This window comes from Burkholderia sp. AU33545, assembly GCF_020419685.1.
Classification (GTDB): Bacteria; Pseudomonadota; Gammaproteobacteria; order Burkholderiales; family Burkholderiaceae; genus Burkholderia; species Burkholderia diffusa.
Window position 1 is genome coordinate 94,491 of record NZ_JAIZRQ010000009.1, and the last position, 17,454, is coordinate 111,944.

The following is a 17,454-nucleotide window of genomic DNA, read 5'->3' on the forward strand; positions in this document are numbered from 1 at the left end:
AACGGGCGGCCCGCCGGGCCGCCCGTTTCGCATTCGACGCCGCGTGCGTTACAGCACGTAGCGCGACAGGTCTTCGTCCTGCGACACTTCGCCGAGCGCGCGATCGACGTACTTCGCGTCGATCGTCACGCGCTCGCTGGCGTGATTGCCGGCCGAGAACGACACTTCCTCGAGCAGCTTCTCGATCACCGTATACAGCCGGCGCGCACCGATGTTCTCGGTCTTCTCGTTGACCGCGTACGCGATCTCGGCGAGGCGGCGGATGCCGTCTTCGGCGAACTCGAGCTGCACGTCTTCGGTGGCGAGCAGCGCCTGGTACTGCTTGACGAGGCTCGCGTCGGTCGCGTCGAGGATCGCCTCGAAGTCTTCCACCGACAGCGAATCGAGTTCGACGCGGATCGGAAAGCGCCCCTGCAGTTCGGGAATCAGGTCGCTCGGCTTGGCCAGGTGGAACGCACCGCTCGCGATGAACAGGATGTGATCGGTCTTCACCATCCCGTACTTCGTGTTGATCGTCGTGCCTTCGACGAGCGGCAGCAGGTCGCGCTGCACGCCCTGGCGCGACACTTCGCCGCCGCTGCCTTCGTTGTTGCGCGACGTGATCTTGTCGATCTCGTCGAGGAACACGATGCCGTTCTGCTCGACGTTCTGCACGGCCTTCGTCTTCACTTCCTCGTCGTTGAGCATCTTCGCCGCTTCCTCGTCGGTCAGCAGCTTCAGCGCTTCCTTGATCTTCACCTTGCGGCGCTGCTTCTTGCCGCTGCCGAGGTTCGAGAACATCGAGCGGATCTGCTCGGTCATTTCCTCCATCCCCGGCGGCGCCATGATTTCCATGCCGGCCGTCGGCTGCTCGAGGTCGAGTTCGACTTCCTTGTCGTCGAGCTGGCCTTCGCGCAGGCGCTTGCGGAAGGTCTGGCGCGTCGCGTTGTTGTCGTCGTTCGCGTGATCCGCGTTGCCGCCGAAGCCCACCGCGCGCGGTTGCGGCAGCAGGATGTCGAGGATGCGGTCTTCCGCCTGGTCGGTTGCCTTGCTGCGCACCTTGCGCATCTCGGATTCGCGCGTCTGCTTGACCGAGATCTCGATCAGGTCGCGCACGATGCTGTCGACGTCGCGGCCGACGTAGCCGACTTCGGTGAACTTGGTCGCCTCGATCTTGATGAACGGCGCGTCGGCGAGCTTCGCAAGGCGGCGCGCGATTTCGGTCTTGCCGACACCCGTCGGCCCGATCATCAGGATGTTCTTCGGCGTGATTTCCGTGCGCAGCGGATCGGCGACCTGCTGGCGGCGCCAGCGGTTGCGCAGCGCGACCGCGACGGCCTTCTTCGCCTTGTTCTGGCCGATGATGTGCTTGTCGAGTTCCGAGACGATCTCGGCAGGGGTCATGGTGCTCATGGTGCGGTCCTTACTCGATCGTTTCGATGATGCGGTTGTGGTTCGTGTAGATGCACATGTCGCCGGCGATCTCGAGCGATTTCTCGACGATCTCGCGCGGGGACAGCTCGGTGTTCTCCGCGAGCGCGCGGGCCGCAGCTTGCGCATAGGCGCCGCCCGAACCGATCGCACAAATGCCGCCTTCCGGGTCGAGCACGTCGCCGTTGCCGGTGATCACGAGCGTGGTGGTCGCATCGGCCGTGATCAGCATCGCCTCGAGGCGGCGCAGCATCCGGTCGGTGCGCCAGTCCTTCGCGAGCTCGACGGCCGCGCGGGTCAGGTTGCCCTGGTGCTTCTCGAGCTTCGCCTCGAAGCGATCGAGCAGCGAGAACGCATCGGCGGTGCCGCCCGCGAATCCGACCAGTACCTGGTTGTTGTAGATCCGCCGCACTTTCCGCGCGCCACCCTTCATGACGATGTTGCCGAGGGTTACCTGGCCGTCGCCGCCAAGCGCGACCTTGTCGCCGCGCCGGACCGAAACGATGGTCGTGCCGTGAAATTGCTCCATCTGCGTTCCTTGAGAAAAACGGGGAAGAGTCGGGCGGCGCGGGGCGCCGCCGCTTGAATCGCAGTGCGCCGGGGAGCGGCCCGGCGCGCGTCCGATTCATTTTAGGGCGGGCGCCGGGATATCAAGAGGGGGAGGCAAATCGGCCGGCGGGCCGGAAACCGGTGCCGGAAAAACAAAAAGCGCGCGGCAGGCCGCGCGCTTTCGGGAAGCAGCGTGTCGGAGCGGAACGCCGCTCGATCAGTCGCCGAACAGCTTCTGGCGCAGTTCGCGGCGCTCTTGCGCCTCGAGCGACAGCGTGGCCGTCGGGCGCGCGAGCAGGCGCGGGATGCCGATCGGCTCGCCGGTTTCCTCGCACCAGCCGTAATCGCCGGAATCGATGCGGGCGAGCGACTGTTGAACCTTCTTGAGGAGCTTGCGTTCGCGATCGCGCGTGCGCAGTTCGAGCGCGTGCTCTTCCTCGATCGTCGCGCGATCGGCGGGATCGGGCACGATCACCGTCTCGCGCAGGTTCTCGGTCGTCTGGCCTGCGTTCTTGAGGATGTCCGCCTGCAACTGTTCGAGCCGATTTTTGAAGAAGGCGAGCTGATCCTCATTCATGTAATCCTTGTCGCTCATCTTCAGGATTTCGGCTTCGGTCAAGAGTTTCTTCGTCATCTGCTTGCTTCTTCAATGTGCGGCAAATCAAGAGATATTGCCTGCACTTTGGGATTACCCGCAACTGCGCTTGCAATCATTTGCGATATGCCGCCGCGGGGCCGAAAGCCTCTGGAAAACCGGTTCTCAAATACCAGGATAGCCCTGGCGCGGATTTGCGCGCGCGGCGAACCGGTGTGCTGCGCGGCAGATCGCATCGGCCGCGGCCGGGTGGCGGATGGGCGATCCGGCGCGGTTGCGATGCCCGGTCAATGGTTCAGCAAGAACCGGGCCTGTTATTGCCGTACTCCAGCGGGCACGTATTGTAACTGAATCGCAAGCGGGCGCCGTATCGGGTCGATCCCCGTCGGCTGCGCCAATATCTAGAAAATATAACGCGCAAATCGCGAAAAAGCGATGACGGCGAAACCCTGCCCGGAAAAGGCACCGCGCAAGCGCCGCGGCCGCCCCGGAAGGCGGCCGCATGGAAGGCGCGCGACGCCGGGCCCGAAGGCTCAGGCGAGGCAGGCGTCGAGGCCGTCGGTGATCAGGTCCTGCGGCAGGTCGACGCCGATGAACACCATCTTGTTGGTCTTCTTCTCGACCGGCAGCCACTTCGCGGCGAGGTCGCTGCCCATCATCTGGTGCACGCCCTGGAACACGACCTTGCGGTCGACGCCCTTCATGTACAGCACGCCCTTGTAGCGCAGCATCCGTTCGCCGTAGATCTGCAGGATGCCGCCGAGGAAGTCTTCCAGCTTGTTCGGGTCGAACGGGCGGTCGTTGCGGTACACGAACGACTTGATCTTGTCGTCGTGGTGCGCGTGGTGGTGGCCGTGGTCGTGATCGTGCGCGCATTGACCGTGATCGTGGTCGCAATGCGCGTGATCGTGATCATGGTCGTGATCGTGGTGATGGTGCGCGTGGTCGTCCTCGGCGAGGAAGTCCGGATCGATCTCGAGCTTCGCGTTCAGGTTGAAGCCGCGCAGGTCGAAGATTTCCTTGATGTCGGCTTCGCCGAAGTTTACGACCTTGATCGTCGCCTTCGGGTTCATGTGCATCAGGCGGTGCTTGAGCGCCGCGACGGCCTGGTCGTCGACCAGATCCGACTTCGTGATGAACAGGCGATCGGCGAAGCCGACCTGGCGCTGCACCACTTCGTGTTCGTCGAGCTGCGCGTTCGCGTGCTTCGCGTCGACCAGCGTGATGACCGCGTCGAGCAGGAAATCGTCGGCGATTTCGCTGTCGATGAAGAAGGTTTGCGCGACGGGGCCTGGGTTCGCAAGGCCGGTCGTTTCGATCACGATGCGGTCGAAGTCGAGCTTGCCTTCGCGCTTCTTCGCGGCCAGATCGCCGAGCGCGCGTGCGAGGTCGCCGCGGATCGTGCAGCAGATGCAGCCGTTGCTCATCTGGATGATCTGCTCGTTCGTGTCCTGAACGAGGATCTCGTTGTCGATGTTTTCTTCGCCGAACTCGTTCTCGATCACGGCGATCTTCATGCCGTGCTGTTCGTTCAGGATGCGCTTGAGCAGGGTCGTCTTGCCGCTGCCGAGGAAGCCGGTGAGGATGGTGACGGGAGTGGCCATGTCGGTCGCCTGTGGTTCGTGAATCGGGGTCAAAACCAGGATGTGTGCGTCGCGCCGTCGACTCGCAAGCCGGGGCGCACAACCATCCATTGAAACATACCTGTCAAGCCTTCGCCCGTCGTCCGGACGACAGGCTCGAGCGCGTGGCCGCCAGCCGGGCGGCCCGGCGGACGCGGGTGTGCGCGTAGATCGGGGCGATCAGACGATTTGCAACAGCAGGCCCTTCAGATATTCGCCTTCCGGGAACGCGGCGAGCAGCGGGTGATCGACGCCCGCGCCGAGCCGCTTCAGGATCCGCGCGTCGACCTTCGCGTCGGCGGCCGCGCCCGCGACGATCTTCTGGAACAGGTCCATGTCGATCGCGCCCGAGCACGAATACGTGAACAGCAGGCCGCCCGGACGCAGCAGCTTGAAGCCGCTCAGGTTGATGTCCTTGTATGCGCGTGATGCGCGGTCGACGCTGTCGCGGGTCGGCGCGAACTTCGGCGGATCGAGCACGATCAGGTCGAAGCGCTCGCCTTCGTCGACGAGGCGGCGCAGCGTCTTGAACGCGTCCGCGTCGAGCCAGGTCGCGCGCTCGGCATCGAAGCCGTTCGCGACGACGTTCTGCTGCGCGAGCGCGAGCGCGTCGCCCGAAGAGTCGATCGACACGACACGGTTCGCGCCGCCCTTGAGCGCCGCGAGCGAGAAGCCGCCCGTGTAGCAGAAGCAGTTGAGCACGTCGCGGCCGGCCGCGTACTGCGCGACGAGTGCGCGGTTGTCGCGCTGGTCGACGTAGAAGCCGGTCTTGTGGCCGTTCGGCACGTCGACGTGATAACGCACGCCGTTTTCGTTCGCGATCAGCGTCGCGGGCGGCGCATCTCCTGCCAGCACGCCGGTCGTCTGTTCGAGCCCTTCCTTGTCGCGGATCGACACGTCCGAGCGTTCGTACACGTTCGGGCAGCCGGTCGCGCCGCTGAGTGCCGCGACGATCGCGTCCTTCCACGCCTCGACGCCCGCCGCCATGAACTGGCACACGAGCTGGCCGCGCGGTGCGGCGCCCGGCTCGGCCGTGTCCGCGACGTAATGGTCGACGATCAGCCCCGGCAGCCCGTCGGCTTCGCCGAACACGAGCCGCACCGCGCCCGTGCCCGACACCATCGTCGTGCGGTGCGCGACCGCGCGCTGCACGCGGCGCTTGAAGAAGGCGTGATCGATCGGTTCGTTCTCGTCGAAGCTCCACACGCGCACGCGGATCTGCGACTGCGGGCTGTACGCGCCGCGCGCGAGGAAGCGGCCGTCGTGCGCGCGGACGATCACGGTCGCGCCGGGCGCGGGCTTGCCGTCGACGCGGTCGATCGCATTGGCGTAGATCCACGGATGGCGGCGCAGCAGCGATTTTTCCTTGGACGGCTTGAGGGTGACGGTTTGCATGATGAGATCGAAAGGGGCCGTGCGCAAAGCCGACCTTGGCCGGTCGCCGCGCGCGGCGGGTAACACGGGAAGCGCGTCAGTCGCGCTTCTTCGCGCGCGGATGCGCGCTGTCGTAAATTTTCGCGAGATGCTGGAAGTCGAGCGACGTATAGACCTGCGTGGCGGAGACGCTCGCGTGGCCCAGCAGTTCCTGCACCGCGCGCAGGTCGCCGCTCGACTGCAGCACGTGCGTTGCGAACGAATGGCGCAGCACGTGCGGGTGGACGTTGGCGGGAATGCCCGCGGCCAGCGCCGCGCGCTTCACGCGGTCGCGCACGACGCCGGGCGCCATCCGGTTGCCGCGCACGGACACGAACAGCGGATGCGGGTCGTGCTTCACGAATTCGCCGCGCACGGCGAGCCACGCGTTCAGCGCCTCGATCGCCTTGCGGCCGACCGGCACCTTGCGTTCCTTGTTGCCCTTGCCGCGCACGGTGACTTCGGCTTCGGCGAGATCGAGCCAGCCGGCCGAGCGGTAGCCGTCCGCCTGCGTGTACATGACGTCGAGCCCGACCAGTTCGGCGAGGCGCAACCCGGACGAATAGAAGAGTTCGAGGATCGCGTGATCGCGGATGCCTTCGGTCGTACCGGCGAGCGGCGCGTCCATCAGTGCCGATGCGTCGTCGACCGAAAGCGCCTTCGGCAGGGTTTTCGGGCGCTTCGGCGCACGCACCGCGGCGACGGGGTTCGCGGGCATCTCGATGCGTTGCGCGAGCCAGCGGTAGAACGCGCGCCAGGCGGACAGCCGGTGCGAGATCGAGCGCGCGGACAGCCCGCCCGCATGCGCGCGCGCGACCGCGCCGCGCATGTCGGCAGCCGTGAGCGCCTCGAGCGGGCGGCCGGCGGCGAGCTTCTTCAGTTCGTCGAGTTCGTGCGTGTACGCACGCAGCGTGTGTTCCGACAGCTGCCTGACGTGCTTCAGGTTCGACAGGTAGGCGGCGATCGGATCGTCGGTCATGGGCGCGGCATCAGTGCGGCAGCAGGCGCGTGAGCGCGGCGCTCGCGAGCGTCGCGATCTGCGCGAGGAAGTCGGTCGCCATCCCGTCGTGGAAGCGGCGCGGATCGGGCGAGCCGAGCACCAGCAGCCCGAACGCGGGGGCGTCGGTGCCGCCGAGCGGCGCGCGCAGCGCGAGCAGCGCGACCGACGTGGCCGCGCCGTCGCCGGCCGGCGCGGCTTCAGCGCCTTCCGCCGCGTTCGCGGCCGGCGCCGCGAGCGCGGGTGCGAGCCACTGGGCCGCTTCGAATCCGGTGTTCGCGCCGCAGTACGGCGTCGACAGCCCGTTCGTGAACAGGCGCACTTCCTCGCCGACCTGGCGCGCGAAGTCGGCCTGCGAGTAGGTGTCGGCGACGTCCCACACGCGCAGCGCGGTTTGCGGCACGTCGAACACCTCGGCGATGCCGTCGGCGATCGTGCGCGGCAGCGCGTACGGATCGCGTTCCGCGATCACGCGCGCGGTCCAGCGGCTGAACTTCGCGGACAGGCTGTCGTTCTCGTGGCCGTAGCGCACGAGCTCGGCGAGCCGGCGCTCGAGATGCTTGTTCTTGTCGCGCAGCATTTCCATCTGCCGCTCCTGCAGCGAGATCGCGGCCTTGCCGTGCGGATTCGCGAGACGGATCGTCGCGAGCAGTTCCGCGTGTTGCGCGAAGAATTCGGGATTGGCGAGCAGGTAGTCAGCGACTTCGCGATCGTTCATGTGGCTGGAGCGTTCAGTTATCAGGACGTTGCAGGGTCAGACGTTCAGGTCGATCTCGCCTTCGAACACGGTCGCGGCGGGCCCGGCCATCATCAGCGCGGCGGTTTCGTCGCGCGCGCCGTCCCAGCTGATCGTCAGCGTGCCGCCGTGCGTGTGCACGGTTACCGGCGAATCGAGCAGGCCGCGCCGGATGCCGGCCGCCACCGCCGCGCACGCGCCGGTGCCGCACGCGAGCGTCTCGCCCGCGCCGCGCTCGTACACGCGCAGCTTCACCTCGTTGCGCGACACGATCTGCATGAAGCCGGCATTCACGCGCTGCGGGAAGCGGGCGTGAAGCTCGATCAGCGGGCCTTCTTCGAGCACCGGATACGCTTCGGCGTCTTCGACGACCTGCACCGCGTGCGGGTTGCCCATCGACACCGTCGAGATCCAGCGCGTGTGGCCGCCGACGTCGAGCGGCCAGAGCGTGTCGTTGCCTTCCGTGCGGCCGTCAAGCCCCGAGGCGTCGAACGGCACCTGCGTCGGCGCGAATATGGGTGCGCCCATGTCGACGACGACTTCGCCATCGTCCTGCATCGTCAGTGTGATCAGGCCCTTCATCACCTGCACGCACACGCTGCGCTTGTCGGTCAGGCCGCGGTCGCTGACGAACTTCACGAAGCAGCGCGCGCCGTTGCCGCAGTGCTCGACCTCGCCGCCGTCGCAATTGAAGATCCGGTACTTGAAATCCGCGCCGTCGACGGTCGGTTTCTCGACGAGCAGCAACTGGTCGGCGCCGATGCCGAAGTGTCGGTCGGCGAGCGCGCGCACCTGCGCCTCGGTGAGCGGCGGCAGCGCGCGCGAATAGCTGTCGAGCACGACGAAGTCGTTGCCCGCGCCGTGCATCTTGGTGAACGAGAGTTTCACTGGGTCCGGAATTCCATGGCGAACAGGGCGGTCGGCACGGCGGACGCGGCGTGCCGCGATGGCGTGCGGCGTCGTTCGTCGTGCTGATCTCAACCGCAAATGATACATGCAGCCGACAGGGGCGTCCTGCGCGTGCGGGGCGTCATTCGGGTGGCTGGGCGGGGAAAGCGGCGGGACGGCGGATCCGTGGCTCGCGCAGCAATCGGCCCGCGATCTCTGGCAGGGGCGAGCGCAAGGCGCGCCGAAGGTGGCACGGCTGCAGGCGCGCATCGTGCCGCGCGCCCGCGGGTTCGACTCAGTAGAGGCTCGGCTCGCCGGGCGGGCGCGTCTTGAAGCGCTTGTGCACCCAGTAATACTGCTCCGGCATCAGCGGAATCTGCTCCTCGAGGAATTCGTTCATCCGCCGCGCGTCGAGATCGTCGTCGCCGGTCGGGTAGTTGTCCCACGGCTTGAACACCTTCAGCCGGTAGCCCTTGTAGTTCGGCAGCACCTCGCCGATGAACGGCACGACCTGCGCGCGGCCCGTCTTGGCGAGCCGGCCGACGGCCGTCAGCGTGCACGCCGGCACGCCGAAGAAGGGGACGAACGTCGAATTGCGCAGTCCATAGTCCATGTCGGCGCCGAGCATCACCGGCTTGCGGTCGCGCAGCCAGCGCAGCACGACGCGGGCGCTGTCCGCGCGGCCGACCATCTCGGCGTCGAAACGCCCGCGGGCCTTCTTCGCCTCTTCCTCGAGCACGGCATTCGAGAACGGCTGGTACAGCGACCCGCAGCGGCGCTGCAGCGAACGGTTCAGCCAGATCGAGCCGGCTTCGATGCCGACGAAATGCAGGCCCAGGAACAGCGTCGGGGGCAGATCCGGATCGGTGAGGTCGACTGCGCTGTCGACCTGGATCAGCTTCGCGAGCTTGCGCTCGGAGCCGAACCACTGGACGCTGCGCTCGACGTAGCTGCGGATCGCGTGGCGGAAGTGCTGGCCCGCCACTTCCTCGCGCCGTTCGTCGCTCCAGTCGGGGAAGCAGAGTTTCAGATTGGTATGTACGATGCGCTTTCGCCGGCTGGGAATCTGGTACAGCAGCCAGCCGAGGCCGTCGCCGAACCGTGCGGTCAAGCCGTACGGCAGCAGGGCGAGCAGCTTCAGCAAGCCGATGGCGAGGTGCGTGCCGAGGCGGCCTAGCATGCGGAATCTCCGTGGGGCCGGCTGGCCGGCACGTTGCGAACAGGGGGGTAGGACAGCGGACGATGCAGCACGAGTGGCGCTCTGTGACAATTCACGAAAGCCGCTATAATACGGGCTTCGCCGAGTTAACTGACAACTTGCGGGGCGAAGCCGGCTGGCGCGAAGCGCGCTGCCCGGTCCTGGTAATCCGCTAAAGCGTCGCCGCTTCAGGCCCAACGAAGCTGGCTACGTGAAACCAACCGTAACCACACAGGAGCCTGAAAAAGTGGCAAACGATTATCTCTTCACGTCCGAATCCGTCTCCGAAGGCCATCCGGACAAAGTCGCGGACCAAATCTCGGACGCGATTCTCGACGCCATCCTCGAGCAGGACAAATACTCCCGTGTTGCAGCCGAAACGCTGTGCAACACGGGTCTCGTCGTTCTGGCCGGTGAAATCACCACGACGGCCAACATCGATTACATCCAGATCGCGCGCGACACCATCAAGCGCATCGGCTACGACAACACCGACTACGGCATCGACTACAAGGGTTGCGCGGTGCTCGTCGCGTACGACAAGCAGTCGCCGGACATCGCGCAAGGCGTCGACCGCGCGCATGACGACAACCTCGATCAAGGCGCGGGCGACCAGGGTCTGATGTTCGGTTACGCATGCGACGAAACGCCGGAACTGATGCCGCTGCCGATCCACCTGTCGCACCGTCTCGTCGAGCGCCAGGCGAGCCTGCGCCGCGACGGCCGCCTGCCGTGGCTGCGCCCGGACGCCAAGTCGCAGGTGACGATCCGCTACGTCGACGGCAAGCCCGATTCGATCGACACCGTCGTGCTGTCCACGCAGCATGCACCGGACATCGAACTGCCGGCGCTGCGCGAAGCCGTGATCGAGGAAATCATCAAGCCGACGCTGCCGGCCGACCTGATCAAGGGCGACATCAAGTTCCTGGTGAACCCGACCGGCCGGTTCGTGATCGGCGGTCCGCAGGGCGACTGCGGCCTGACGGGCCGCAAGATCATCGTCGACACCTACGGCGGCGCCGCACCGCACGGCGGCGGCGCGTTCTCGGGCAAGGATCCGTCGAAGGTCGACCGTTCGGCAGCGTATGCCGGCCGTTACGTCGCGAAGAACATCGTCGCGGCAGGCCTCGCCTCGCGCGCGCTGATCCAGGTGTCGTACGCGATCGGCGTGGCCGAGCCGACCTCGGTGATGGTCAACACGTTCGGCACGGGCCGCGTGTCGGATGCGGTGATCACGAAGCTCGTGCGCGAGCATTTCGACCTGCGTCCGAAGGGCATCATCAAGATGCTCGACCTGCTGCGCCCGATCTACGAGAAGACGGCAGCTTACGGCCACTTCGGCCGCGAAGAGCCGGAATTCTCGTGGGAAGCGACCGACAAGGCGCTCGCACTGGCCGAAGCGGCCGGCGTGGAGCCGACGGCACGCGTCGCATAAGCGTCGTCCGCCCGAAACAAAAAACCCCGGCATGCCGGGGTTTTTTTATGCGCGTCGATCGCCGGCGGGATGACGGCATCGCTGCGGTCGTGGCGAGCACTGCCCGCCGGCGCGGCTTCAGCGTGCGCTGAACCCGAACCAGCCGTTGCTGGCCGCGAGGCGGCGCGGGCGGTTGATGCGGCGCTGCGGGCCCAGCGTGCGGCGCAGCGCGAGCGCGCGCAGCGACGACGGCTTCTGCAGCAGCGAGCGCAGGCCGGCGCGGCGTGCGAACGCCTGCGCGCTCATCATCGAGAAGAACGCGTGGAACCAGGCGCGGATGCCGTCCAGCCGGCTGTGCGCGTGCGTTTGCTCGGCGAGCGCCTGTGTGCGTGCGCGGTGATGGCGCAGCGGGCGGGCGGGAGCGGACGGCGTGACGCGCTTCGCAGTGCGGTTGAGACGGGAAGTCAGACGGAGTGGCATGTGAACGATGCTTCGCTTGTATGGATGGCGCCCTTGAAAAGCGCACTGGTATGAACGGCCTCGGATGGCGCAACGGATCTTACCGAAAGTCGTTGCGCGCCGCGCCCGCCAGAATTGACAGGCCGCGACAGGCTACAAGGGATTCGTGACGTGCAAAAGTCGCGATAAACCCTTGTGCCGCAAGCGTGTCGCTGCATACCGCCTGTCGCTGAGGCTCGCGCCGCGCCGCACAGTTCCCTTGCGCCAGATCAAAACGACGATTGGCATGCCCCTGCGCACGACAATGGCGCTGTTCGCGGCATCCGGCGCCGATTTACAATCGTCACATTCACACGATAAACGTCTGGCATCCCATGTCGTCTCCATTGCAGTTGGAATCGATCCGCGCGCAAGTCGCGGAATTGCGCGAACGCGGCTTCGTCGTCGCGCGCGGCCTTGTCGACGAGGCGCAGTGCGCGGCGCTCAAGCAGATCGCGGCGCGCCAGTTGCAGGAAGCGGCGGAGCCGATCGAGTTCGAGGCGGATTTGCGCTACCCGGGCGCGCCCGAGTCGAAGCATGCGCCGGGCGGGCATACGGTGCGGCGGCTGCTGGACGCCTACACGCGCGATCCGGCGTTCGCCGCGCGCGCGATCGCACCCGAAATCGGCGAGTGGATGCGCGAGTACTTCGGCGAGCAGCCGGTGCTGTCACGCGCGCATCACAACTGCATGATGACGAAGCACCCCGCGTACGGCAGCCTGACGGGCTGGCATCGCGACTTCCGCTACTGGTCGTTCGAACGCGCGGACATGGTGTCGGTGTGGCTCGCGCTCGGGCCGGAAACGAATGAAAACGGTGCGCTCTGGCTGGTGCCGGGTTCGCACACGGCCGAATTCGGGCCGGAAGCGTTCGACGACGCGAAGTTCTTCCGCAGCGACCTGCCGGAAAACCGCAAGATGATCGACGCGGCAACCTGCCCGTCGCTCCAGACGGGCGACGTCGTGTTCTTCCACTGCAACACGCTGCATTCGGCGGGGCAGAACCGCTCCGACCAGGTGAAGTTCTCGCTCGTCTATACGTACCACGGCGTGAGCAACCGGCCGACGCCGGGCACGCGTTCGGCGGCGAAGCCGGAAGTGCAGTTCTAGCGGCGGTTCGGGCGGCGATGCAGCCGCGCCGCTTGCCCGATGGGGCACTGCGGCCGCGCGGGCGGATGAACAAACGGGCGGCCTGGGCCGCCCGTTGCGTTTTGTGCAGCCCGCTCCGCAACGCGGGCCGCCATCGCGCGGCTGCGCGATCAGCGCTTGTTGGCCGGCATCGCGAGGCCGATCAGGCCGATCAGCGATGCGACGGCGCCGCCGGCGATCAGCAGGATCGTCTTCGTGGCGGGCGAGCCGGTGAAGAAGCGCGACACGTTGTCGTTGATCGAATGGAACGACTGGCCGCCGAAATACAGCAGCACGACGCCGCCGACGAGCAGCGCAACCGAGATGACCCGGGACATATCAACCTCGCTGTAACGGTGATTCGAGACGCCGCAGTGTAGGCGACGCACGCGGCTGCGTCCATTGCTGTGCGCGCTTCGCCCACGTTCGATACCATAACCGTCGTACGTTTCCCTCGCCGCCGGCGCGCGATGTTCGCGCGCGGCGCGCGTCCCATCCCCGACGTCTTCACGGAACCGACTCATGGCCTACGAAGCAGCTTCCGAACGTTATGCCGACATGCAATACCGCACCTGCGGCAAATCCGGGCTCAAACTGCCCGCCCTGTCGCTCGGCCTGTGGCACAACTTCGGCGACTCGACGCCGATCGCGACGCAGCGCGATATCCTGCGCACCGCGTTCGACCTCGGCATCAATCATTTCGACCTCGCGAACAACTATGGGCCGCCGTACGGCAGCGCCGAAACCAACTTCGGCCGGCTGCTGAAGGAAGATTTCCGGCCGTACCGCGACGAGCTGCTGATCTCGACGAAGGCCGGCTGGGACATGTGGCCGGGGCCTTACGGCAGCGGCGGCGGGTCGCGCAAGTACGTGCTCGCGAGCCTCGACCAGAGCCTGCAGCGGATGGGGCTCGACTACGTCGACATCTTCTATTCGCACCGCTTCGACGCGCACACGCCGCTCGAGGAAACCGCCGGCGCGCTCGCATCGGCCGTGCAGCAGGGCAAGGCGCTGTACATCGGCATTTCGTCGTACTCGGCCGCGAAGACGCGCGAGATGGCCCAACTGCTCGCGCAATACAAGGTGCCGCTGCTGATCCACCAGCCGTCGTACAACCTGCTGAACCGCTGGGTCGAGGAGGATCTGCTCGGCACGCTCGACGACATCGGCACGGGCAGCATCGCGTTCACGCCGCTCGCGCAGGGGCTGCTGACGTCGAAATACCTGAACGGCGTGCCGGCCGATGCGCGCGTGAACAAGCCGGGCGGCGGCTCGCTGAAGCAGGATCACCTGAGCGCGGACAACCTCGAGCACGTGCGCAAACTCGACGGCATCGCCCAACGGCGCGGGCAGAGCCTCGCGCAGATGGCGCTCGCCTGGGTGTTGCGCAATGGCCGCGTGACGTCCGCACTGATCGGCGCAAGCCGTCCGGAGCAGGTGCGCGAAAACGTCGGCGCGCTGAAGAATCTCGAATTCTCGGCCGACGAACTCGCGGAGATCGATCGCTACGCGACCGAGGGTGGCATCAATCTGTGGGAAAAACCGTCCACCGATCAGGCGATCTGATCGGCATCAAGGACAGTCGATACGGGATGCGAACCATTGCATGCCGTATCGCTGCGCACGCTCACAAACGGCTACGTCGCTGCGATGCCGCGGCGTGACCGGCGCACGCCAACGCGTCGCTAGAGCAGAGCAGGCAGGCCTTCGACGAGCAATACCGCAACGCCGACGCCGAGGATGACGCCGAGCACGCGCAGCAGGTTGTGGCGGAATTCGGTTGCGCACGGCACCGCGCCGAGAAACAGCGCGCCGGCCAGCGCCATCGGAATCAACAGGATGAAGTCGCCGATCGTGAAATAGGTGGTCATGCGTGTCTCCAGAGCCGGCCGGAACAGGCGCACGCGCGTCTTCCAGCCCCATGCCGGGCATTTCTCGTGTTGGGCCGACCCCGATTGCGAACGGGGCGGTCAGTTCGAGTATAGGCAACCTCGCTGCGTTTTTCGCTATCCGAACCATTAAAAGTATGCGGAAAACCCCGGAGAATCTGCATTTTTCCGGCGAGTCGGACGAATGCCTTGCACCATTCTTTCCCGCTCCTTTCGATTCGCGCTGAAACGTCGGACATGTTCGATACGGGCCGCCGCACCCGCGGGCGCGGCGGCCCGTTCGCCTACGCGCGATCGGGGCGCGCGCGAACGGCCGGGGTGCGGAACACGAGCGCGAGCCCCGCCACGATCGCGCCCATGCCGGCGAGCGCGAGCGGTTCGGGCCGGTTGCCGAGCCAGACCGCGTCCATCAGCGTGGTGAGGACGGGCACGAGATAGAACAGGCTCGTCACGTTGACGAGATCGCCACGTTGCATCAACCGGTAGAACAGCAACTGCGCGATCACCGAGATCACGATGCCGAGCCACAGCAGCGGGACGATGAACGCCCAGCCGACCTCGAGCGAGACCGGCCGGAATGGCAGGATCGCCACGCACAGCGCGAGGCCGATCGCGTTCTGCAGCGGCAGCACGTCGGCAGGCGCCGCGCGCACGTGCTTTTGCAGCAGCGAGCCGGCGGTCAGCGCGACGAGCGCCGTGAGCGCGCAGGCGACGCCCATGATCGGCAGACCCGCACCGCCCACGCCGCGGCACACGATGAGCGCGAGACCCGCGAGCGACAGCCCGAGCCCCGCGACGCGCATCGGTTGCCAGCGCCGCTCGATGATCGCCAGCGTGAGGATCGGCTGCACGCCGAGGATCGTCGCAAGCACGCCCGGCGCGATCCCGCGCTCGAGCGCGAGCAGGTAGAAGATCGAATAGCCGCCCATCATCAGCAGGCCGGTCAGCGCGGCCATGCGTCGCTCGCCGCGCGGCGGCAGCCAGCGTCCGCGCATGATGGCCGGCACGAGCAGCACGAGTGACGCGAGCGCGAATCGTGCGGCGAGAAAGACGAACGCGGATGCGTGGCGCAGACCGAGTTCAGCGAAGATCGCGCCGCTGCTCCACAGCAAGACGAAGAGCGACGTCACGCCATGCGCGGCGAGCGCGCGTTTGAACGAAATCATGTGAATCCACCTGTCGAACGGATCGAAACGTCCCAAGTCGCGCACGTGGCAACGCGCCGTGCGCAATGACGCACGAACGGCCGCAAACGGGCGAATGGAAAACGGAAACCGAAAGCCGGCTGGTCAGCCGACGCGTGCCGCCGGCGGGGGCGGCGCGGCGCCGACGAGCGGCGGTGCGACAGGAGGAGGGAGGACGGATGGATGCGCGCACGCCTGCGGCCGCGAGTCGAACTGCGGCCGGGATGTTGCGAGAGCGGACGTGAGCGGTTGCATCGGGTCGAAATGCGCTTGAACGCGAATGAGCGTCAAAGGTAACGCAAGGCGGCCGCCGGGCGCAACCGCCGTCGGCGGGAGGCCGGCGCCGCGCGTGTGGCCGGTTTCGGCGGACGGTCACATTCGACAGGGTATGATGGGGGTATCCGTCCGTGCAAGCGCACGCGCGGCGCAGTGGTTGATTGGAGACATTCGACGAATTCGCGGCACTTCGCCTGCTTCTTCTTCTTTTCGCGCTTCGATAAACCGTGAACAATGGGATTACGCGCAACACCCCGACGAGGGCGGCGCGGATCGTGCATTTGCCGGCTCGCGAGCGAGCCGGGTTTCAAGTTTCAAGAGTGGGGAACCATCATGCATGTCGGGTCGATTGTCTGCACTACCCATATCGCCGTGCCGAAGGGCGCGCGCGGCATCGTTCAGCGCGTTCTGGGCGACATGGCCATGGTGACCTGGTACGCGGGCGTGCCAGGCGAGTCGAAGGAACTCAACACCGAGCCGTTCTTTCTCGAGGACCTGATCGACACCGGCGAATCCGTGCTGCCGGCCGGCGCCGCGATCCACTGAGCGCGCGTGCCGTATCGGACGCTCGTGTTTCGGCGCGGCTGACGGCACAATGCGGGGCATGAAAGACGTCACTTCCGCCTCCGCAGCTCCCGCCGGCCCGCCGTTCGCCGGCCTCACGCCCGAGTGCGTGCTCGATGCGCTCGACAGCGTGCTGATGCCGGCCGGGCTGCGCACCGACGGGCGCCTGCTCGCCCTCAACAGCTACGAAAACCGCGTCTACCAGGTCGGCATCGAAGACGGCCCGCCCGTCGTCGCGAAGTTCTACCGGCCCGCGCGCTGGTCGGACGAAGCGATTCTGGAAGAACACGCGTTCGTCGCCGAACTCGCCGCGCGCGAGATTCCGGCGGTGCCCGCGCGCGTCGTCGACGGCCGCACGCTGCACGCGTTCGACGGCTTCCGCTTCTCGATCTTCGAGCGGCGCGGCGGCCGTGCGCCCGACCTCGACCGCAGCGACACGCTCGAATGGCTCGGCCGCTTCATCGGCCGGATTCACGCGGTCGGCGCGACGCGGCCGTATGTCGCGCGTCCCGTGCTCGACATCCGCGCGTTCGGCTACGAGCCGCGCGACTACCTGCTCGCGCACGATTTCATTCCCGACGACGTAAGGCCCGCCTACGAGACGGCGGTGACGCTCGCGCTCGAAGGCGTCGAGGCCGCGTTCGAGCGTGCGGGCGAGATCCGCCTGCTGCGCACGCACGGCGACTGTCATCCGAGCAACGTGCTGTGGACCGACGCGGGCCCGCATTTCGTCGACTTCGACGACAGCCGGATGGCGCCCGCGGTCCAGGATCTGTGGCTACTGCTGCCCGGCGATCGCGAAGGCGCGTCGCGCGCGCTCGCGGACCTGCTCGCCGGTTATGAGGACTTCTGCGAATTCGAGCCGCGCGAACTGCATCTGGTCGAAGCGCTGCGCACGCTGCGCTTGATCCACTACGCGGCATGGCTCGCACGCCGCTGGGACGATCCGGCGTTTCCGGCCGCGTTCCCGTGGTTCAACACGCATCGATACTGGGAAGCACGCGTGCTCGAGCTGCGCGAGCAGATCGGCGCGATGCAGGAAGGGCCGCTCTGGCCCGTGTGACGGCGCGCGCGGCAACCTCGCCGCGCGGCAT

The 17,454-nt window shown here is 66.7% G+C and carries 18 protein-coding genes; 5 read left to right on the forward strand and 13 right to left on the reverse strand.

The window, feature by feature from the left end:
* Positions 1-48 precede the first annotated feature (48 nt).
* The 9 genes from hslU to lpxL form a co-directional block, all read right to left on the reverse strand.
* The gene (gene hslU, locus LGM71_RS27580) at positions 49-1,392 is read right to left on the reverse strand and encodes an ATP-dependent protease ATPase subunit HslU (protein WP_124902916.1); all 1,344 of its coding nucleotides are present in this window, start codon (positions 1,390-1,392) and stop codon (positions 49-51) included.
* Between the two features lie 10 nt (positions 1,393-1,402).
* Positions 1,403-1,939, reverse strand: a complete 537-nt coding sequence (gene hslV, locus LGM71_RS27585; protein ID WP_006760749.1) for an ATP-dependent protease subunit HslV — start codon at positions 1,937-1,939, stop codon at positions 1,403-1,405.
* 237 nt (positions 1,940-2,176) lie between these two features.
* On the reverse strand, positions 2,177-2,593 hold the full coding sequence (gene dksA / locus LGM71_RS27590) for an RNA polymerase-binding protein DksA (RefSeq protein ID WP_006477498.1): 417 nt from the start codon (positions 2,591-2,593) through the stop codon (positions 2,177-2,179).
* Between the two features lie 494 nt (positions 2,594-3,087).
* The gene (locus tag LGM71_RS27595) at positions 3,088-4,158 is read right to left on the reverse strand and encodes a CobW family GTP-binding protein (protein ID WP_059607463.1); all 1,071 of its coding nucleotides are present in this window, start codon (positions 4,156-4,158) and stop codon (positions 3,088-3,090) included.
* A gap of 198 nt (positions 4,159-4,356) precedes the next feature.
* Complete coding sequence (locus tag LGM71_RS27600) at positions 4,357-5,571, reverse strand: class I SAM-dependent rRNA methyltransferase (RefSeq protein ID WP_226117589.1); 1,215 nt, start codon at positions 5,569-5,571, stop codon at positions 4,357-4,359.
* Positions 5,572-5,647: 76 nt separating this feature from the next.
* Positions 5,648-6,568, reverse strand: coding sequence for a tyrosine recombinase XerC (gene xerC / locus LGM71_RS27605; protein ID WP_059607459.1), 921 nt, complete (start codon positions 6,566-6,568; stop codon positions 5,648-5,650).
* A gap of 10 nt (positions 6,569-6,578) precedes the next feature.
* Complete coding sequence (locus LGM71_RS27610; protein WP_059607457.1) at positions 6,579-7,304, reverse strand: DUF484 family protein; 726 nt, start codon at positions 7,302-7,304, stop codon at positions 6,579-6,581.
* Between the two features lie 36 nt (positions 7,305-7,340).
* Positions 7,341-8,210: a diaminopimelate epimerase gene (dapF, locus tag LGM71_RS27615; RefSeq protein WP_226117591.1), complete on the reverse strand. Its 870-nt coding sequence runs from the start codon at positions 8,208-8,210 to the stop codon at positions 7,341-7,343.
* Between the two features lie 295 nt (positions 8,211-8,505).
* Positions 8,506-9,390: a lauroyl acyltransferase LpxL gene (gene lpxL, locus LGM71_RS27625; protein ID WP_059468610.1), complete on the reverse strand. Its 885-nt coding sequence runs from the start codon at positions 9,388-9,390 to the stop codon at positions 8,506-8,508.
* A 265-nt stretch (positions 9,391-9,655) separates the two neighbouring features.
* Here lpxL and metK point away from each other — a divergent pair, with 265 nt between their 5' ends.
* Entirely contained in the window at positions 9,656-10,843 is a 1,188-nt protein-coding gene (gene metK / locus LGM71_RS27630; RefSeq protein ID WP_059607451.1) for a methionine adenosyltransferase, read from the forward strand.
* A 117-nt stretch (positions 10,844-10,960) separates the two neighbouring features.
* On the opposite strand, the gene LGM71_RS27635 is transcribed toward metK, so the two are convergent.
* On the reverse strand, positions 10,961-11,302 hold the full coding sequence (locus LGM71_RS27635) for a hypothetical protein (protein ID WP_174909435.1): 342 nt from the start codon (positions 11,300-11,302) through the stop codon (positions 10,961-10,963).
* A gap of 353 nt (positions 11,303-11,655) precedes the next feature.
* Here LGM71_RS27635 and LGM71_RS27640 point away from each other — a divergent pair, with 353 nt between their 5' ends.
* The gene (locus LGM71_RS27640) at positions 11,656-12,429 is read left to right on the forward strand and encodes a phytanoyl-CoA dioxygenase family protein (protein WP_059607448.1); all 774 of its coding nucleotides are present in this window, start codon (positions 11,656-11,658) and stop codon (positions 12,427-12,429) included.
* Positions 12,430-12,578: 149 nt separating this feature from the next.
* Here LGM71_RS27640 and LGM71_RS27645 read toward each other — a convergent pair whose 3' ends face one another.
* The gene (locus tag LGM71_RS27645; RefSeq protein ID WP_059448449.1) at positions 12,579-12,785 is read right to left on the reverse strand and encodes a DUF3185 family protein; all 207 of its coding nucleotides are present in this window, start codon (positions 12,783-12,785) and stop codon (positions 12,579-12,581) included.
* A gap of 184 nt (positions 12,786-12,969) precedes the next feature.
* Between LGM71_RS27645 and mgrA the strand changes: the two genes are divergently transcribed.
* Positions 12,970-14,013, forward strand: coding sequence for an L-glyceraldehyde 3-phosphate reductase (gene mgrA, locus LGM71_RS27650; RefSeq protein ID WP_124627003.1), 1,044 nt, complete (start codon positions 12,970-12,972; stop codon positions 14,011-14,013).
* A gap of 119 nt (positions 14,014-14,132) precedes the next feature.
* Here the strand turns inward: mgrA and LGM71_RS27655 are convergent, their stop codons facing one another.
* Both LGM71_RS27655 and LGM71_RS27660 read right to left on the reverse strand, forming a co-directional pair.
* On the reverse strand, positions 14,133-14,318 hold the full coding sequence (locus LGM71_RS27655; RefSeq protein ID WP_014895742.1) for a hypothetical protein: 186 nt from the start codon (positions 14,316-14,318) through the stop codon (positions 14,133-14,135).
* 302 nt (positions 14,319-14,620) lie between these two features.
* Complete coding sequence (locus LGM71_RS27660; RefSeq protein WP_124902924.1) at positions 14,621-15,502, reverse strand: DMT family transporter; 882 nt, start codon at positions 15,500-15,502, stop codon at positions 14,621-14,623.
* Positions 15,503-16,129: 627 nt separating this feature from the next.
* Here LGM71_RS27660 and LGM71_RS27665 point away from each other — a divergent pair.
* Positions 16,130-16,342, forward strand: coding sequence for a hypothetical protein (locus LGM71_RS27665; protein ID WP_011886311.1), 213 nt, complete (start codon positions 16,130-16,132; stop codon positions 16,340-16,342).
* A 58-nt stretch (positions 16,343-16,400) separates the two neighbouring features.
* Positions 16,401-17,423: a serine/threonine protein kinase gene (locus LGM71_RS27670; protein WP_124626999.1), complete on the forward strand. Its 1,023-nt coding sequence runs from the start codon at positions 16,401-16,403 to the stop codon at positions 17,421-17,423.
* Positions 17,424-17,454 lie beyond the last annotated feature (31 nt).

What these genes read in the sequence shown, in the direction of transcription:
- LGM71_RS27610 (WP_059607457.1), bottom strand. Translation starts at nt 7,304, where the DNA reads ATGAACGATCGCGAAGTCGCTGACTACCTGCTCGCCAATCCCGAATTC.
- mgrA (WP_124627003.1), top strand. Translation starts at nt 12,970, where the DNA reads ATGGCCTACGAAGCAGCTTCCGAACGTTATGCCGACATGCAATACCGC.
- xerC (WP_059607459.1), bottom strand. Translation starts at nt 6,568, where the DNA reads ATGACCGACGATCCGATCGCCGCCTACCTGTCGAACCTGAAGCACGTC.
- LGM71_RS27645 (WP_059448449.1), bottom strand. Translation starts at nt 12,785, where the DNA reads ATGTCCCGGGTCATCTCGGTTGCGCTGCTCGTCGGCGGCGTCGTGCTG.
- hslV (WP_006760749.1), bottom strand. Translation starts at nt 1,939, where the DNA reads ATGGAGCAATTTCACGGCACGACCATCGTTTCGGTCCGGCGCGGCGAC.
- LGM71_RS27665 (WP_011886311.1), top strand. Translation starts at nt 16,130, where the DNA reads ATGCATGTCGGGTCGATTGTCTGCACTACCCATATCGCCGTGCCGAAG.
- LGM71_RS27640 (WP_059607448.1), top strand. Translation starts at nt 11,656, where the DNA reads ATGTCGTCTCCATTGCAGTTGGAATCGATCCGCGCGCAAGTCGCGGAA.
- LGM71_RS27670 (WP_124626999.1), top strand. Translation starts at nt 16,401, where the DNA reads ATGAAAGACGTCACTTCCGCCTCCGCAGCTCCCGCCGGCCCGCCGTTC.
- lpxL (WP_059468610.1), bottom strand. Translation starts at nt 9,390, where the DNA reads ATGCTAGGCCGCCTCGGCACGCACCTCGCCATCGGCTTGCTGAAGCTG.
- LGM71_RS27635 (WP_174909435.1), bottom strand. Translation starts at nt 11,302, where the DNA reads ATGCCACTCCGTCTGACTTCCCGTCTCAACCGCACTGCGAAGCGCGTC.
- LGM71_RS27660 (WP_124902924.1), bottom strand. Translation starts at nt 15,502, where the DNA reads ATGATTTCGTTCAAACGCGCGCTCGCCGCGCATGGCGTGACGTCGCTC.
- LGM71_RS27595 (WP_059607463.1), bottom strand. Translation starts at nt 4,158, where the DNA reads ATGGCCACTCCCGTCACCATCCTCACCGGCTTCCTCGGCAGCGGCAAG.
- LGM71_RS27600 (WP_226117589.1), bottom strand. Translation starts at nt 5,571, where the DNA reads ATGCAAACCGTCACCCTCAAGCCGTCCAAGGAAAAATCGCTGCTGCGC.
- dksA (WP_006477498.1), bottom strand. Translation starts at nt 2,593, where the DNA reads ATGACGAAGAAACTCTTGACCGAAGCCGAAATCCTGAAGATGAGCGAC.
- hslU (WP_124902916.1), bottom strand. Translation starts at nt 1,392, where the DNA reads ATGAGCACCATGACCCCTGCCGAGATCGTCTCGGAACTCGACAAGCAC.
- LGM71_RS27655 (WP_014895742.1), bottom strand. Translation starts at nt 14,318, where the DNA reads ATGACCACCTATTTCACGATCGGCGACTTCATCCTGTTGATTCCGATG.